Origin of the sequence: Microbacterium sp., assembly GCF_044340635.1 — a bacterium.
Lineage (GTDB): Bacteria > Actinomycetota > Actinomycetes > Actinomycetales > Microbacteriaceae > Microbacterium.
In genome coordinates, this window is the sequence record NZ_JBIITF010000001.1 from 285,199 (window position 1) to 300,303 (window position 15,105).

Sequence of the window (15,105 nt, forward strand, 5' to 3'; positions counted from 1 at the left end):
CCGTTCATCATGAGCGCCTTATCCCCGCGCCCTGGCCATCAGGTCGGCGCGCGGGTTCTCTTTCGGCTCCAGCTCGTGGAACCGCTCGAGCGCCTCGCGAGCCGCATCGTCCAGATGAGCAGGAACAGCCACCTGGACCTCGGCCAGCAGATCGCCCGTTCCCTTCTGGGTCTGCACGCCGCGTCCCTTGACGCGCAGCACACGACCCGAGGGCGTTCCGGGCGCAACGCGCAGCTTGACGGGGTCACCGCCCAGAGTCGGAACCTCTATCGTGGCGCCGAGTGCCGCCTCGGTGAACGTCACAGGCACGGTCACCCGCAGGTTCAGGCCATCGCGCGTGAAGACGGGGTGCGGCCGGACCGCGACCTGCACGACGATGTCCCCAGTCTCGCCGCCGTCGGGCGAGGGCCGCCCGCGTCCGCGCAGACGGATCTTCTGCCCGTCCGCGACACCCGCGGGGATCTTGACCTTGAACGGGCTGCCGTCCTCCCCCTGCAGGGTGATGGTCTCGCCCTTGGTCGCCGTGACGAAGTCGACCGTCGTTCGCGCCGTCATGTCCGCGCCGCGCGTCGGTCCGCCGTAGCCGCGGAATCCACCGGATGTTTGACCGAACCGGCCGGATCCGAACGTCCCGCCCGCGCCCTGCTGGTTGAACATCGAGAAGATGTCGTCGAAGTCGGGCTGGGGTCCGCCGCGGCCCTGGCCGAAGCGGCTGAAGACGTCCTCGAACCCCTGGTTGCCCCCGCCGCCGGCGGTGAAGCGCGCCCCGGAGCCCATGGCGCGGATCTGGTCGTACTCCTCGCGTTGACCGGCATCCGAGAGCACCGAGTACGCCTCGCTGATCTCTTTGAACTTCGCCTCGGCTTTCACATCACCCTGGTTGGAGTCGGGGTGATACGTGCGCGCAAGCTTGCGGTACGCCTTCTTGAGGTCGGCGGGCGTGACGTCCTTCTGAACGCCCAGCACGCTGTAGAAGTCCTTGTCGAACCAGTCCTGGCTAGCCATCGCTGCCTCCGCCTACTCTGCGGGCACGGCGACGACGACCTTGGCGGGTCGCAGTTCGACCGAGCCGAGACGGTAGCCCACCTCGACGACCTCGAGCACCGTCGGCACCTCCGTGCCCGCGATGGGCTGCTGGAAGATCGCCTCGTGAACCTGCGGATCGAAGGCCTCGCCCGCGGTGCCGAATGAGGTGACGCCCAGTCGCTCGGCGACCGTGCGGATCTTCTCGCCGATCGCCGAGAACGGCGTGCCCTCCTGCAGATCGCCGTGCTTCGCGGCGCGGTCGAGGTCATCGAGCACGGGCAGAAGGCCCTTTGCGGCCTCGCCCTTCGCGCGCTCGATCTCGCGCTCGCGCTGCTCTTCCGTGCGGCGCCGATAGTTGGCGTACTCCGCCTGCAGGCGCTTGAGGTCACCCAGCAGCGCCGACTCGAGATCGGCGAGCACGGCTTCCTGAGCTGCGGCATCCGGGTTCTGAGGCGCACCCAGGATGTCGTCGAGAGTCAGTTCCTCGTTGTTGCCGCTCTGGCCCTCCTGCGACACCCCGTCCTGCGACACGGGGCCGGAGGACTGCTCCTCCGGCCCCTGCGTGCCATCAGGACCGGCGCCCTGCCCCTCGGGGCGTTCGTCGTCCTTGTTCGCCATGTCCTACTGCTTCTTCTCGTCTTCGTCGTCCACGACCTCGGCGTCAATGACGTCCTCTTCCGGGTTCGGCGTCTCGCCGTTGCCCGGGTCGGTCGCGTCAGGGTCGGTCCCTGAGCCCGCCGAATCGCCCGCCGCCTGCGACGAGGCGTAGATCGCTTCGCCGAGCTTGCCCTGGCTCGCGTTGAGCGTGTCGAACGCGGCCTTCACAGCCTCGTCGTCGTCGCCCGCGAGGGCCGTCTTCAGCGCGTCGACGTCGGCCTGCACCGACGACTTGACGTCCTCGGGCAGCTTGTCGGCGTTGTCCTGGATGAGCTTCTCGATCGAGTACGAGAGCGTCTCGGCCTGGTTGCGGACCTCGGCGAACTCGCGTCGCTTCTTGTCTTCCGCGGCGTGCTCCTCGGCCTCGCGCACCATGCGCTCGATGTCCTCCTTGGGCAGCGACGAGCCGCCCGTGATGGTCATCGACTGCTCCTTGCCGGTGCCCTTGTCCTTCGCGGACACGTGCACGATGCCGTTCGCGTCGAGGTCGAAGGTGACCTCGACCTGCGGGATGCCACGGGGCGCCGGGGCGATTCCGGTGAGCTCGAACGTTCCGAGCGGCTTGTTGTCGCGCGTGAACTCGCGCTCGCCCTGGAAGACCTGGATCGCAACGGACGGCTGGTTGTCGTCGGCCGTCGTGAAGGTCTCGCTGCGCTTGGTCGGGATGGCCGTGTTGCGCTCGATGAGCTTCGTCATGATGCCGCCCTTGGTCTCGATACCGAGGCTCAGGGGGGTGACGTCGATGAGCAGAACGTCCTTGCGCTCACCCTTCAGCACACCGGCCTGCAGGGCGGCACCGACGGCGACGACCTCGTCCGGGTTGACGCCCTTGTTCGCTTCCTTGCCGGCCTCGCGCTTGACGAGCTCGGCAACGGCGGGCATACGGGTCGAGCCACCGACGAGCACGACGTGGTCGATGTCCGCGACCTTGATGCCGGCTTCGCGGATGACGTCCTCGAACGGCTTCTTGGTGCGGTCGAGCAGGTCCTTCGTCAGATCCTCGAACTTGGCGCGCGTCAGCGTCTCGGAGAGCGACACGGGGCCGTTCTCGGTCAACGACAGGTAGGGCAGGTTGATGCTCGTCGAGCTCGAGCTCGAGAGCTCCTTCTTCGCCTGCTCCGCGGCCTCCTTGAGGCGCTGCAGGGCGATCTTGTCGCCCGCGACATCCACGCCCGTGGTGTCCTTGAACTGCTTGATCAGGTAGTCGACGACGCGCTGGTCCCAGTCGTCGCCACCGAGGCGGTTGTCGCCGGCGGTCGAGCGCACCTGGATCGTGGAGAAGCCGTCGTCCTTGCCCACTTCGAGCAGCGAGACGTCGAACGTTCCGCCACCGAGGTCGAAGACCAGGATGAGCTCGTCTTCCTTGCCGCGGTCGAGGCCATAGGCCAGGGCGGCCGCGGTGGGCTCGTTGATGATACGCAGGACGTTGAGGCCCGCGATCTCGCCGGCCTCCTTCGTCGCCTGGCGCTCGGCGTCGTTGAAGTACGCGGGAACGGTGATGACGGCGTCGGTGACGCTGTCGCCCAGGTACTCCTCGGCGTCGCGCTTGAGCTTGCCGAGGATGCGCGCCGAGATCTCCTGCGCGGTGTACTTCTTGCCGTCGACGTCGAACGTCCAGTCCGTGCCCATGTGGCGCTTGACGGACGAGATGGTGCGGTCGACGTTGGTCACGGCCTGGCGCTTGGCGGTCTCACCGACGAGCACCTCGCCGTCCTTCGTGAATGCGACGACCGAGGGGGTCGTGCGGAAGCCCTCGGCGTTCGCGATGACCTTGGGCTCGCCGCCCTCGAGGACGCTGACGACCGAGTTGGTCGTGCCGAGGTCGATTCCAACTGCACGTGGCATGTGTGTCTCTCTCTTCTTCGTGTGAGGCCGGACGGATGCCGCGGCCTGAAGTCTGATTCGGCTCTGCCCGATCGCCTCCGTGCGGAGGGGGGTTGAGCCGTTATGACTCAAGGGTATCCCGCTCGCGATCCAACGTCAAATGAACTTGATATGAATGGGCTCAACTTTGGCCTCGCCAACTCGATATCGCCGGCGAACGCCGGCTCTCACACCTGCCCGAACGGACGCAACACGCCGTCCACCGTCATCCCGAGCGGCGTGTTGCGTCCGTTCGCGGATCGTTACGCGAAGAGGCCGGACGGATGCGTCTGCTCCTGAGTGACCCCGGGTATAGCCTGAGCGCGCCGCACCGAATGTTCACGGAGGGGTCATAACGTGACCGACATGCCCGAAACGCGACCGCCCTCTCCCTCGCAAGCGCCTCCCGCTACGGCGAACACCCGGGCGCTCGGCGCGATCGGCGAGGCATTCCAGGACTCTACGAACGACCGCGACATTCCGCGCCGCCAGGTCGTCGCCTGGGCGCTCTGGGACTGGGCGGCACAGCCGTTCAACTCGGTCGTGCTTACCTTCGTTTTCGCGTCGCTGTACCTGGTCTCGGATGCCTTCCTGCCCGCCGACATCGCGGCGCTGCCCGCGAGCGACCCACTCAAGGAACGCGCGCTCGCCGATCTGTCGAGCGGCTACGGGCTCGTCACGACGCTCGCCGGACTGCTGATCCTCGTTCTCGCACCGGTGCTCGGTCAGAGCGCCGACCGGACCGGCCGCAAGAAGCGCTGGCTGTTCATCTTCACGATGCTGCTCGCGCTCGCGCAGTTCGCTCTGTTCTTCGTGCGGGCCGACCCGGCGTTCTTTTGGTATGGCGCATTCATCCTCGCGATCGGCGCGGTCGTGTCCGAGATCGCGGGCGTCAACTACAACGCCATGCTCGTGCAGGTCTCCACCCCGCGCACGATCGGCAAGGTCAGCGGCCTGGGCTGGGGGCTCGGCTACATCGGCGGCATCGTCGCTCTGACGCTCGTGGTCGTGGTGACGCAGCTGGACTGGTTCGGAATGGATACCTCGGACGGTCTCGCCTACCGACTCATCGCCGTCGGCTGCGGGGTGTGGACGATCGCTTTCTCGCTGCCCCTCTTCTTCACGGTTCCCGAGGGACCGGCATCCGCTCCCGGCCAGAAGGTGAACTTCTTCGCGGCGTACGTCGTGCTCGTCAAGGATGTCCGGGCGCTCTTTCGCACCCACCGCGCGACCTTCTGGTTCTTGCTCGCGAGCGCCGTCTACCGCGATGGACTCGGCGGAGTCTTCGCGTTCGGTGGCATCCTTGCCGCGGTCGCGTTCGGGTTCTCATCCAACGAGGTGCTCATCTTCGCGATCGCCGCGAACGTCGTGGCCGGTATCTCGACGATCATCGCGGGCACGGTAGATGACCGCTTCGGTGCGCGTAACGTCATCATCACGGCCCTCTCGCTCCTGATCCTCGCGGCGGTCGTGCTGCTGGTGCTGCAAGACTCCGGGAAGATCATCTTCTGGGTATGCGGCCTCATCCTCTCGGCGTGCGTCGGACCCGCGCAGGCCGCAAGTCGCTCACTGCTCGCCCGCGTGACGCCCGAGGGCATGCAGGGCGAGATCTTCGGCCTGTATGCCACAACAGGTCGCGTTGCGAGCTTCCTCGCGCCGGCAATGTGGACGCTGTCAATCGCCGTCTTCGGCGCCACCGTGTGGGGCGTGCTCGGGATCGCCCTGGTGCTCACCCTGGGTCTCGTGCTGCTGTTGTTCGTGCGCCTGCCGGCGCCGCGCGGCACGAACTGACCGGCACACGCGGCCCGGTTCGGCGCGCGAACGGTCGCGACTCGCCGCTACACGTCGGCCGCACACGGCGCGTCGCGTCCGTTCGTGATGGTTGGCCGAACGGATGTCCCGGCCTCAGCCCTGCGGCCAGCCGTCCGCGAGCTTGGTCAGCAACCGGGCGAGGTCGGCCCGCTCGGCATCCGTGAACGTCGAGAGGGCGCGGTCGACCGCCTCACGCCGGTCGCCGCGGAAGCCGCGGACGAGGGCCGCACCGGCATCCGTCAGCGCGACACGCGTGCGCCGGGCGTCGTCGGGGTCCGCCTCGCGACGCACAACGCCGAGCTCGACGCCCTGCTGCACCAGGCGGGACGCCCGGGGCTGATCGACGCCGATAGCGTCGGCGATCTCGCCGACTGAGAGCGGACCGGATGCCTGGGCCAGCGTCTCGAGCAGGCGCATCCGCGCGGGGCCACCCAGGCGAGGCGGAACCCACGGCGGGGAGCCCGCGTGGGGGTGTTCACCGCGGTGCGGTGCGCCCCGCATCCAGCCCGCGCCTCCCCGCATGCCCGGGCCGCGATGCGGTCCCTCCTCGCCCCACGGCGGCTTGGGCATCCGTCGTCCGCGCAGGCGGGCGAGGGCGGCGGCGATCGCGTCGGCATCATCGCCACCCTGCCCGGGTCGGGTGTCGCGCGGGGAATCGTCGTGGGCCATGGCCCTAACTTACATGTGAGTTGACATGCATCCATTTCCATGTCACAGTACATGCACATGCCACATGACATGCAAAGAGTCCGGCTGTTCCCGGACACCCGAAAGGACTTCCCATGAACGACACACAGAACACACCGGACGGCGCCTCCGACGACGACCGCCCGACCCGGCCCCTCCCCCTCGGCTACTGGCTGCGCGCCGTCGACGCCATGATCACGCGCGAGTTCGCGAATGCGCTCGCCGCCGAGGACGTCGACCGGCGCGACTGGATGCTGCTGAACGCGGTGTCCGGCGACGTCGACGTGCCCGGCTGGCTCGCCTCCCGCGTCCAGGGACGCGGAGGCAAGCGCCTGCGTGCCCTGGCCGAACGCGGCTGGGTCGCCCGCGCCGACGATGCCTGGGCGCTCACCGACGAGGGACGTGCCGCGAAGGCTCGCCTGGGCGGGATCGTCGACGGCATCCGCGAGCGCGTCTCGAGCGCCGTGAGCCCCGAGGATTACGCCACGATGACCGCGTCGCTCGAAGCCATCGCCCGCGAGTTGGGTGGGGACGAAGGCGAGCGGATGCCCCGGTTCGGACGCCGTCACGGACGTCGCGGCTTCGGGCCGGGCGCACGCCACGGCTTCGGCGCCGGGTTCGGCCCGGCGGGCAGTCCGGGCTCCGCCCCAGGCATGGACCCAGCATCCGGCCCCGGCTTCGGCTTCGGCTTCGGGCCACGCGGGGAACACCACGGCGCCCACGAGCACTGCGGCCCGCGCGAGCACCGGCGCGGCGGTCACCGCGGCGAGCGCCACGCGGAACGCGCCTTCGAACGCGGCTTCGACGCGGGGTTCCGCGCCGCGAAGGATCGCGCCGAGGCATCCTGACCCGGCCTAGCCCCTCACCGAGAGGACGCAACATGCCGTCGCCCAACGCGACGACACGGCATGTTGCGTCCTCTCGCGCGTCGAGATCGCTCGGGCGTCAGCCTCCGACGGCGCCCGAGTCGGTCACGCCGACGTCGGTGCGGTGGAAGTTCTGGAACGACCGGGATGCGGTGGGCCCGCGCTGACCCTGATACCGGTTGCCGTAGGGACCGGAGCCGTAGGGGTTCTCGGTCGGGGACGACAGGCGGAAGAAGCAGAGCTGCCCGATCTTCATGCCCGGCCAGAGCTTGATGGGGAGGGTCGCGACGTTCGAGAGCTCGAGCGTGACGTGGCCCGAGAATCCGGGGTCGATGAACCCCGCGGTCGAGTGCGTGAGGAGCCCGAGGCGTCCGAGCGACGACTTGCCCTCGAGTCGGGCCGCGACGTCGTCGGGGAGCGAGATGAGCTCGAAGGTGCTGCCCAGCACGAACTCGCCCGGGTGCAGGATGAACGGCTCATCCGGCGCCGTCTCGATCAGGTGGGTCAGCTCTGGCTGATCCTCTGCCGGGTCGATGAACGGGTACTTGTGGTTGTCGAACAGCCGGAAGTACCGGTCGAGGCGCACGTCGACGCTGGATGGCTGGACCATCTGCGGGTCGTAGGGCTCGAGGCCGATCCGCCGCGCGTCGAGTTCGAGCTTGATGTCGCGATCCGAGAGCAGCACGGCCTCAGCCTACCGAGCGGACCGCGTTCGCAATTCAGTCTCCGCGAACCGGCCCGCGCGGCATTCCCCGAGATCACGCGGATCTTGGGCTCACCGGCGACCGGCTCGAGTCGTCGAGACTGAATGACGAACAGCGCGAGGGCCGCAGCGACCGTTTGCTAGGCTGGCGGGGCGCCGCGAGGCGTTCCGGGGCTGTAGTTCAATGGCAGAACTTCTGCTTCCCAAGCAGATAGCGCGGGTTCGATTCCCGTCAGCCCCTCCAAGTCCCGACGTGTGGCCACAGGCCGCGCGGCGGGGCTTTCGTGTGGGTGCCGCAGGAACCGACGCGGACTAGCAGTGGGGTGGAACGGGGGTGCCCGCCGGAGGCACGCCCTGGATCTCGCCCCACGCATATCCGCTCACCGCCTCGCCCGCCAGGGTGCCGGAGTAGGAGAAGAGTCCCTCGTACACGGCGCGGTTCAAGGCGTTGAGTTCTTGATCCGATGCGGTGGCACGGAAGACGAGGTCGGCTGCGGGGCGTGCCGATAATCCGTCGAGTCGCACGTCGTCCCTGGCTCGCGAGCGGGCGGCTTGTCAAGCGCGGTGACTGCAGCCCCGCGTCGCCCTAATCTGAGCGAGTGACCTTCAATGACAACGCCCGTGTCGGCGGCAATCGAGCGAGGCGGCGGGGCAGAGGCGCCGCCATCGCCGGGGGCGGCGTGGTGGGCCTCGGAGCGGTCGTCGTGCTGTTGGTGAATCTCTTCACGGGCGCCGACCTCTCGTCACTGCTGGGTGGCGGGGGCACGGCGCCGGGCGCCGGCTCGGAAGGGACAGCGATCGAGAGCTGCGAGACGGGACAGGACGCCAATGCCCGCGACGACTGCCGTCTCGCCTCCGCCTCTCTCGCGCTCGACGAGTTCTGGGCCGGCGAATTGGAGGGTTATCGCGCGCCCACGTTGATCATCGTCGACGGCTCCACTCCGACCACCTGCGGCACGGCCTCGAACGCGACAGGCCCGTTCTACTGCCCGCCGGAGGAGACCGTTTATGTCGATCCCACGTTCTTCGGCCTGCTGCGGGACAGGTTCGACGCGTCGGCGGGTCCGCTCGCCCAGCTCTACGTCCTCGCCCACGAGTACGGCCATCATGTCCAGGCTCTGACGGGCATTTTCGAGCAGTACCCGAGTAATGGCACCGGGCCCGACAGCAACGGGGTCCGCACGGAACTGCAGGCCGACTGCTTCGCCGGCGCGTGGGTCGCAGGCATGACGGAGGCCGACGACGAGACCGGTACCCCGTACCTCGAGACGCCCACTCGGGCCCAGGTCGCCGATGCGCTGAACGCCGCCGCCACGGTCGGCGACGATCACATTCAGCAGCAGTCGGGCGCCGCCGTCAATCCCGAGAGCTGGACACACGGCTCGAGCGAACAGCGCCAGCGGTGGTTCGACGTCGGGTACGACAACGGCGTGACCGCGTGCGACACGTTCGGCATCGCCGGCACGCAACTCTGAATCCGACTCTGGGGCGACGAGTCCGACGGAAGGTCAGAGGTGGGTGAAGCCTCTCGTGCGATGACCCACCGCGATGGACTCACCGCTCACGGTCCCGGAAAGTGGCGAGAGCAGGAAGGTCACGAGCCGTGCCGTGTCGGCGGGCGTCGACTGGCCACTCGTGCCCACGGGCACATCCGGTGATGGATCGTCCGACACGATGCCGGGGTTCACGACGTTCACGGTCACGCCGGTTCCGGCCGTCTCATCCGCGAGGTGTTTCGCGGTGAGGATGAGCGCCGCGTTCCTGACCGATCCGGCGATGTTCCCGGTCACGTACGCGTTCTGTCCGCTGATACCGACGATGCGTCCATACCCGCGATCGCGCATGTGCTCGAGCGCGGCGTTGGCCACCCGGAGGAACGTGAGCGCCTTCCCGTCGACGGCGTCCCGCACCTGTCCGGGCTCGGAGTTCTTCGACGGATCCATCGTTCGTGCACTCGGTGCGGCCGCGACAACGACGCCGTCCAGGCGGCCGTGGGTCTCGATGACGTGCGCGATCCCCGCCGCCACCGATGTGTCGTCGGCGGCGTCCATGACGAGGCCTTCCGCCGCGCTCCGTGATGCGGGAACGGCTATGGCGCCTTCCTCGTTCAGCTGGCGGACGACGGCACTACCGATGAGGCCGTGGCCGCCGACGACGAGGATGACGCGGTCGCGAAGCTGCAGATCCATGGGGCTACCGTAACCCCGGCTCGGTGACTCGATCGAGAACAGCCTCAGCCCGCCGCGTACTTCGCCAGAGGCAGAAGCGGGGGCTGCGCCGACGGATGCCGCACCGCGTCGGCTCCGACGGCACAAGCAGCCGCGAGCGCTGCCTCGTCATCCCAGCCGGAATGCAACGCCAGGGTCAGGGCAGCGCAGAACGCGTCCCCCGCCCCGACCGAGCTGACCGCCTCGACCCGAGGAGAGGGGACCCGGGCGACCTCGACCCCATTGCGCCGGAGCGCCGCACCGTCCGCGCCGTATGTCACGGCGACCGTGCGCGCCCGCGCGACCTCCGGCAGCAGGGCGAACTCGGTCTCGTTGACGATGATCAGATCCGCCCGCTCGACCACCGCGGTAGGCAACGGCGAGGCGGGGGCCGCGTTCACGGCGAGGAAGCCGGGCACGGACGCGGCAAGGTCGACCACGATCTCCATCGGGATCTCGAGCTGGACGAGCACCGCCTCCGCGGGCTCGAACGAGACACCGAGCAGCGAGACATCCGCATTCGCGCCCTGGCAGACGGCGATCTGGTTCTCTCCCTCCGCGTCGACCGTGATGAGCGCCGTTCCGGTTGCTTCATCGCCGAGCCACACGCCGCTGACGTCGACCCCCGCGTTCGCGAGCCCCTCGAGCATCCAGCGACCGTCGGTGTCGTCGCCGACGCATCCGATCATCCGCACCGACGCGCCGAGTCGCGCTGCCGCCGCGGCCTGATTCGCCCCCTTGCCGCCGGGCTCACGGGCAAGGGTTCCGCCGAGAACCGTTTCGCCCGGTCCGGGCAGTCGCGACACGCTCGCGGTCAGGTCGACATTGATGCTGCCGACGACGGCGAGGGGTGCGAGAGAAGGAAGGACCATACCGGCCATTCCATCACCCTCCGGGCGTCACTCCCCCGTTTTGCCGACGCCACCCTTCCCGGGGTATAACCCAGTGAGCCCTCGGCCCCGCAAGGAGAACATCATCGCCCCCACGCCCCGCCCCCTCTACCTCGACTGCGACACGGGCGTCGACGACGCCGTCGCGCTCGGGTACCTGCTCGCTTCGCCCGTCGTTCGACTCGTCGGCATCGGCACCGTGAGCGGCAACCTGGCCTCGGCGCCCGCGGCGCGCAATACCCTCGACCTGCTGGCGCTGGCGGGACAACCGGATGTGCCGGTCGCGATCGGCGCCCACGACCACCTCAGTCACGGCTTCGGCGGCGGCGCGCCCCACGTGCACGGCGCGAACGGGGTCGGGGATGTCGACCTGCCGCGCAGCACCCGCGCCCCGCGCGACGGCCACGCCGTCGACCTGCTGCTCGAGCTCTCGCACGAATACGCGGGCGACCTCGAAATCGTCGCGATCGGCCCGCTCACGAACCTCGCGCTGGCTTTGCAGGCCGACCCGACTCTGACCGAACGCATCCGTTCCGTCACGATCATGGGCGGCGCGGGGGTCGCCGCGGGCAACATCACCCCGGTCGCCGAAGCCAACATCGGCAACGACCCCGAGGCCGCGGCCGAGGTGTTCGCCGCGGACTGGGACGTCACCCTCGTGCCGCTCGACGTGACGATGGAGCACACGCTCGAAGAGTCAGACCGCAACACCCTCCTCGCGGCGGCGGCGCCCTTCCCCCGCGCGCTCGGTCAGATCCTCGACCACTACTTCGACTTCTACGAACCCACTTACGGGCGACGGATGTGTGCCCTGCACGACCCGCTCGCTGCCGCGCTCGCCGTCGGCGATGTCACGGCGACCCGTGCTCCCCTCGTGCCGATCACGGTCGACACGAGCGATGGTCCGGGCCGTGGACAGACGATCGCCGACCTGCGCAATCAGCGTCTGGGCGACCTGCACCACGACGGGCACCGCACGCGTTTCGTGCGCGAGATCGACCGCCCCCTCGGGCCGCACCTGGTCGAGGTCCTGACGGGGATGGCCCCTCCGAGCTGACTGTCCCCCTGCGCGAGTGCACGACCTCGACTCGAGCGCACGACCTCGGCGCGGTGTCGAAGGGGTGCGCTCGGGCGCACGTCGTGCGCTCGACGATTCGCACGGGCCTCAGCCGACGGGCTGAGCCGCCGCATCCGCCGCGAGACCGCTCGCACGCACCGCACCGATGCTCGCGACGATCACGAGCGCGATGCCGACGTGCTCCAGCGGCGTGAGCATCTGCCCGAGCAGGATCCACCCGGCAAGCGTCGCGGCGGCGGGGGCCAGACTCATCAGGATGGCGAACCCGGATGCCGGGAGCCGACGCAACGCGGTCAACTCGAGCGCATACGGAATCGCCGATGACAGCACCGCGACGGCAGCCCCGAGTCCCAGCGTCACGGGATTCAGCAGGGCCGCGCCGGCGTCCGCGATCCCGAACGGAAGCGCGACGACCGCGCCGATGCCCATCGCGATGGCCAGGCCGTCGAGCTGCGAGAACTCACGACCGACCCGCGCCGACGACAGGATGTATCCGGCCCAGCATGCCGCCGCGGCAAGCGCGAACAACACACCGAGCAGGTCGAGGTCGTCCCAGCCACCGCCCGCTAAAAGCACGACGCCCGCGAGTGCCACGACCGCCCAGAGCCAGGCCGAAAGCCGGCGCGCGACGATGACCGACAGGGCAAGCGGGCCCAGCACCTCGATCGTCACCGTCACACCGAGCGGCAAGCGCTCGAGCGCCAGGTAGAAGAAGCCGTTCATCAGGGCGAGCACGAGCCCGAAGGCGACGACGGCTCGCCACGCCCCCGGACTCCGTCCCCGCAGCGACGGACGCGCGATCGCGAACAACAGGATCGCCGAGAAGACCAGGCGCAACATGACCATGCCGAGTGGTCCGGTCGAGGGGAACAGCAAGACGGCGAGCGACGCCCCCAACTCCTGGCACGCCAGGCCGCCGACGACGAGCGCCACGGCGCCGGAGCGGCCGAGGGGCGCCCGGCTCACCGGCAGATGTTCGTCTGGTTGATCGCGTCGTGGTACTGCTGTGCGGTCCAGGGCAGCCCGAACTCGGGTGCCGTCGCGCCGGAGGCGGCCGGGGCCTTGGAAGCGATCGCGGCCAGCTCGAAGGCGAGATCTCCGATCACCTGGGCCGGGGCGGTCGAGTTGTTGAGCACGACGACGACGGTCATTCCGGTCTCGGGATCGGCAAATGCGGCCGTGAGGTAGCCGGGCAGTCCACCGTACTGGCCGATGAGCGACCCCGCCTGGAGTGCTCCGCCCGTCGCCGTGAACCACGCCGGCGCTCCGGCGTACACGGGTAGCGGAGCGGACCAGCGGCCTTCGGCGGATTCCGGCGCGAGCGCTCCGACCGCCGCGGCCTGCACGTAGCGGCCGAGATCGGTCACGGTCGACACGACACCCGAGTCCGTGAAGCCGACGGACGAGGACAGGGTCGAGACATCCAATGGCGCATCACACGCGAGCGATCCGTCCGCGTTCGAGAGGATGCGATAGCCGTGCAGCGGAAGCGTACCCGGAAGGGCCGCCCGCGTGCCCGGCAGCGTGGTGTCGTCGAGGGCGAGAGGGGTGAAGATGTAGCGGTCGTAGAGCTCGGCCGCCGTCTCACCCGATGCCCGTTCGAGAGCCATACCGAGCAGTACATAGCCGGAGTCCGCGCCGCGGTACTCGGTACCGACCGCGGACCGCGGCTGGCCGACGCCGAACGATGCGATCTCCAGCGGGTGCCACACCCGCTCCGGGTTGGTGACCCACGACGCGCCGACGACCGGCTCGTATGCCCCGATGCCGCCCGTGCCGTTGCACAGATCGAGCAGCGTCACGGCCTCGAGCGAGGGGACGCCCTGGACGTAATCGACGACCGAATCGTCGAGAGCGACGAGCTCGTCGTCGACCATTGCATAGAGCACGTCGCACGTCATCATGCGGGTCACATCGGCCGCACGGAAGGACATATCGGACGTGAGCGCGGATCCCGTCGCATCCGTCCCGATCGCCGAGACCCAACTGCCGCTCCAGGGCGACCACACCCCGGCGATGGCGCCCGTGGACGCGGTGGCCGCCATCGCACTGCGGACGGCCTCGTCCAACTGAGCGACGACGTCATCCGCGAGGGCGGCGTCTGCCTGCGCCGGTAAGTCGACGTTCTGGGGACCGTCGGGGGCACATCCCGCGAGGCCCAGAGTCATGGCCAACAGCGCCGCTGTGGCACCGAGGGCACGCCGACGCGTCCATCGTGCGGCCATGCTCACCTCCGGCGTCGTCCTCAGAAGTTTATGGCTTCGATGTCACGGTTCCATCACGCCCGGCCGTCCTAAGCTGTGCGAATGCCGCATGCTTTCGATGACGCCACCGTTTCGGCGGTGCTGCACCACATGAACAGCGATCACAACGACGACAACCTTCTGATCGCGCGCGCCTTCGGCCACCCGGCGGCGGTGGGGGCTGTCATGACCGGTTTCGACGGCGATGGTGCCGAGTGGAGTGTCACGGATGCCGCGGGTACCGCTTCGGCGTTGCGCGTGCCGTGGCTGGGCGCCCCGATCAGCGCACGTCCCGAGGTACGCCGCGAGGTCGTCGCGCTGTACGACGCGGCCTGCGCAGAGCTCGGAATCGAACCGCGCCCCCACGCGTGAAATTAACTTAGGGCATCCTAAATTCGCCCGCTATGCTGTCTGCATGTCGAACGTCGTACCGTTCTCCACCCTGCTCCGTCAGCGCTCCAGCGGTGCCCACTCCGCGAGCGAGGGCGAAGGTTTCATGTCCGGCCTGCTCAAGGGCGAGGGCACGCGCGACGACTACATCTCGCTCGTCGCGCAGCACTACTTCATCTATCGGGCCCTCGAGACTGCTGCGGGGCGGATGTCGGCAGATCCCGTCGCGGCACCCTTCATCAGCGAGCGACTGACACGGTTACCGGCGCTCGAGGCGGACCTGGAGTTCCTCGTCGGACCCGACTGGGCCGACAGCATCCACCCGCTCCCCACCACCGAGCGGTACGTCGCTCGCATCGAAGAGGTGGGATCGACCTGGCCGGGCGGGTTCATCGCACACCACTACACGCGCTATCTCGGTGACCTCTCGGGCGGGATCTTCATCGGACGCATCATGCAGCGACGGTTCGGGTTCGAGACCAACGGCGTCGGCTTCTACGTCTTCGACGACATCGCCGACCCCCGCGCCTTCAAGGACGTCTATCGCGAGCAGCTGGACGCAGCGCCGTGGGACGACGAAGAACGTGAGCGCGTCGTCGACGAAGTGCTGCGGGCGTACCAGTTCAACACCGACCTGTTCCAGGACCTCGAACGCGCGCGCACCGAGGCATCCGTCGCCTGAG

General features: G+C 68.9%; 16 protein-coding genes and 1 tRNA gene. 7 read left to right on the forward strand and 10 right to left on the reverse strand.

Going from position 1 to position 15,105, the window contains the following annotated elements; all coding sequences use genetic code 11:
• Positions 1-18 precede the first annotated feature (18 nt).
• The 3 genes from ACIQ0W_RS01360 to dnaK are packed head-to-tail and all read right to left on the reverse strand — an operon-like array spanning position 19 to position 3,528.
• Entirely contained in the window at positions 19-1,005 is a 987-nt protein-coding gene (locus ACIQ0W_RS01360; protein ID WP_396641087.1) for a DnaJ C-terminal domain-containing protein, read from the reverse strand.
• Positions 1,006-1,017: 12 nt separating this feature from the next.
• Complete coding sequence (locus tag ACIQ0W_RS01365) at positions 1,018-1,644, reverse strand: nucleotide exchange factor GrpE (protein WP_396641088.1); 627 nt, start codon at positions 1,642-1,644, stop codon at positions 1,018-1,020.
• A 3-nt stretch (positions 1,645-1,647) separates the two neighbouring features.
• Positions 1,648-3,528: a molecular chaperone DnaK gene (gene dnaK, locus ACIQ0W_RS01370; protein ID WP_396641089.1), complete on the reverse strand. Its 1,881-nt coding sequence runs from the start codon at positions 3,526-3,528 to the stop codon at positions 1,648-1,650.
• A 384-nt stretch (positions 3,529-3,912) separates the two neighbouring features.
• Here dnaK and ACIQ0W_RS01375 point away from each other — a divergent pair, with 384 nt between their 5' ends.
• Entirely contained in the window at positions 3,913-5,337 is a 1,425-nt protein-coding gene (locus tag ACIQ0W_RS01375; RefSeq protein WP_396641090.1) for an MFS transporter, read from the forward strand.
• Between the two features lie 114 nt (positions 5,338-5,451).
• Here the strand turns inward: ACIQ0W_RS01375 and ACIQ0W_RS01380 are convergent, their stop codons facing one another.
• Positions 5,452-6,027, reverse strand: coding sequence for a MarR family winged helix-turn-helix transcriptional regulator (locus tag ACIQ0W_RS01380; protein WP_396641091.1), 576 nt, complete (start codon positions 6,025-6,027; stop codon positions 5,452-5,454).
• Between the two features lie 113 nt (positions 6,028-6,140).
• Here ACIQ0W_RS01380 and ACIQ0W_RS01385 point away from each other — a divergent pair, with 113 nt between their 5' ends.
• A complete protein-coding gene (locus ACIQ0W_RS01385) occupies positions 6,141-6,893 on the forward strand; it encodes a MarR family winged helix-turn-helix transcriptional regulator (RefSeq protein ID WP_396641092.1) in 753 nt (250 codons plus the stop codon).
• A gap of 97 nt (positions 6,894-6,990) precedes the next feature.
• On the opposite strand, the gene dcd is transcribed toward ACIQ0W_RS01385, so the two are convergent.
• Positions 6,991-7,596, reverse strand: a complete 606-nt coding sequence (gene dcd, locus ACIQ0W_RS01390; protein ID WP_396641093.1) for a dCTP deaminase — start codon at positions 7,594-7,596, stop codon at positions 6,991-6,993.
• A gap of 188 nt (positions 7,597-7,784) precedes the next feature.
• On the opposite strand from dcd, the gene ACIQ0W_RS01395 reads away from it, so the two are divergent.
• A tRNA-Gly gene (locus tag ACIQ0W_RS01395) sits at positions 7,785-7,858 on the forward strand.
• A 68-nt stretch (positions 7,859-7,926) separates the two neighbouring features.
• On the opposite strand, the gene ACIQ0W_RS01400 is transcribed toward ACIQ0W_RS01395, so the two are convergent.
• Positions 7,927-8,139 carry a hypothetical protein gene (locus ACIQ0W_RS01400; protein WP_396641094.1) on the reverse strand — a complete coding sequence of 71 codons (213 nt, stop codon included), beginning with the start codon at positions 8,137-8,139 and terminating at the stop codon, positions 7,927-7,929.
• Positions 8,140-8,213: 74 nt separating this feature from the next.
• Between ACIQ0W_RS01400 and ACIQ0W_RS01405 the strand changes: the two genes are divergently transcribed.
• Entirely contained in the window at positions 8,214-9,089 is an 876-nt protein-coding gene (locus ACIQ0W_RS01405) for a neutral zinc metallopeptidase (protein ID WP_396641095.1), read from the forward strand.
• A gap of 33 nt (positions 9,090-9,122) precedes the next feature.
• Here ACIQ0W_RS01405 and ACIQ0W_RS01410 read toward each other — a convergent pair whose 3' ends face one another.
• Together ACIQ0W_RS01410 and ACIQ0W_RS01415 are read right to left on the reverse strand one after the other, a co-directional pair.
• Positions 9,123-9,803: an SDR family NAD(P)-dependent oxidoreductase gene (locus ACIQ0W_RS01410; protein ID WP_396641096.1), complete on the reverse strand. Its 681-nt coding sequence runs from the start codon at positions 9,801-9,803 to the stop codon at positions 9,123-9,125.
• A 44-nt stretch (positions 9,804-9,847) separates the two neighbouring features.
• A complete protein-coding gene (locus ACIQ0W_RS01415; protein ID WP_396641097.1) occupies positions 9,848-10,702 on the reverse strand; it encodes a ribokinase in 855 nt (284 codons plus the stop codon).
• A gap of 64 nt (positions 10,703-10,766) precedes the next feature.
• On the opposite strand from ACIQ0W_RS01415, the gene ACIQ0W_RS01420 reads away from it, so the two are divergent.
• Entirely contained in the window at positions 10,767-11,768 is a 1,002-nt protein-coding gene (locus ACIQ0W_RS01420) for a nucleoside hydrolase (protein ID WP_396641098.1), read from the forward strand.
• Between the two features lie 108 nt (positions 11,769-11,876).
• On the opposite strand, the gene ACIQ0W_RS01425 is transcribed toward ACIQ0W_RS01420, so the two are convergent.
• Positions 11,877-12,761 (reverse strand): EamA family transporter, encoded by an 885-nt coding sequence (locus ACIQ0W_RS01425; protein ID WP_396641159.1) that lies wholly within the window; start codon positions 12,759-12,761, stop codon positions 11,877-11,879.
• Positions 12,752-14,014 (reverse strand): serine hydrolase domain-containing protein, encoded by a 1,263-nt coding sequence (locus ACIQ0W_RS01430; protein ID WP_396641099.1) that lies wholly within the window; start codon positions 14,012-14,014, stop codon positions 12,752-12,754. The genes ACIQ0W_RS01425 and ACIQ0W_RS01430 overlap by 10 nt, the downstream gene beginning before the upstream one ends.
• 81 nt (positions 14,015-14,095) lie before the next feature.
• On the opposite strand from ACIQ0W_RS01430, the gene ACIQ0W_RS01435 reads away from it, so the two are divergent.
• The gene (locus tag ACIQ0W_RS01435) at positions 14,096-14,404 is read left to right on the forward strand and encodes a DUF2470 domain-containing protein (protein WP_396641100.1); all 309 of its coding nucleotides are present in this window, start codon (positions 14,096-14,098) and stop codon (positions 14,402-14,404) included.
• Between the two features lie 43 nt (positions 14,405-14,447).
• A complete protein-coding gene (locus ACIQ0W_RS01440; RefSeq protein ID WP_396641101.1) occupies positions 14,448-15,104 on the forward strand; it encodes a heme oxygenase (biliverdin-producing) in 657 nt (218 codons plus the stop codon).
• Position 15,105 lies beyond the last annotated feature (1 nt).

Excerpts from the sequence above, each read along its gene's own strand:
- ACIQ0W_RS01415 (WP_396641097.1), bottom strand. The coding sequence starts at position 10,702 with ATGGCCGGTATGGTCCTTCCTTCTCTCGCACCCCTCGCCGTCGTCGGC.
- ACIQ0W_RS01430 (WP_396641099.1), bottom strand. The coding sequence starts at position 14,014 with ATGGCCGCACGATGGACGCGTCGGCGTGCCCTCGGTGCCACAGCGGCG.
- ACIQ0W_RS01365 (WP_396641088.1), bottom strand. The coding sequence starts at position 1,644 with ATGGCGAACAAGGACGACGAACGCCCCGAGGGGCAGGGCGCCGGTCCT.
- ACIQ0W_RS01385 (WP_396641092.1), top strand. The coding sequence starts at position 6,141 with ATGAACGACACACAGAACACACCGGACGGCGCCTCCGACGACGACCGC.
- ACIQ0W_RS01410 (WP_396641096.1), bottom strand. The coding sequence starts at position 9,803 with ATGGATCTGCAGCTTCGCGACCGCGTCATCCTCGTCGTCGGCGGCCAC.
- dnaK (WP_396641089.1), bottom strand. The coding sequence starts at position 3,528 with ATGCCACGTGCAGTTGGAATCGACCTCGGCACGACCAACTCGGTCGTC.
- ACIQ0W_RS01375 (WP_396641090.1), top strand. The coding sequence starts at position 3,913 with ATGCCCGAAACGCGACCGCCCTCTCCCTCGCAAGCGCCTCCCGCTACG.
- ACIQ0W_RS01435 (WP_396641100.1), top strand. The coding sequence starts at position 14,096 with ATGCCGCATGCTTTCGATGACGCCACCGTTTCGGCGGTGCTGCACCAC.
- ACIQ0W_RS01360 (WP_396641087.1), bottom strand. The coding sequence starts at position 1,005 with ATGGCTAGCCAGGACTGGTTCGACAAGGACTTCTACAGCGTGCTGGGC.
- ACIQ0W_RS01380 (WP_396641091.1), bottom strand. The coding sequence starts at position 6,027 with ATGGCCCACGACGATTCCCCGCGCGACACCCGACCCGGGCAGGGTGGC.
- ACIQ0W_RS01440 (WP_396641101.1), top strand. The coding sequence starts at position 14,448 with ATGTCGAACGTCGTACCGTTCTCCACCCTGCTCCGTCAGCGCTCCAGC.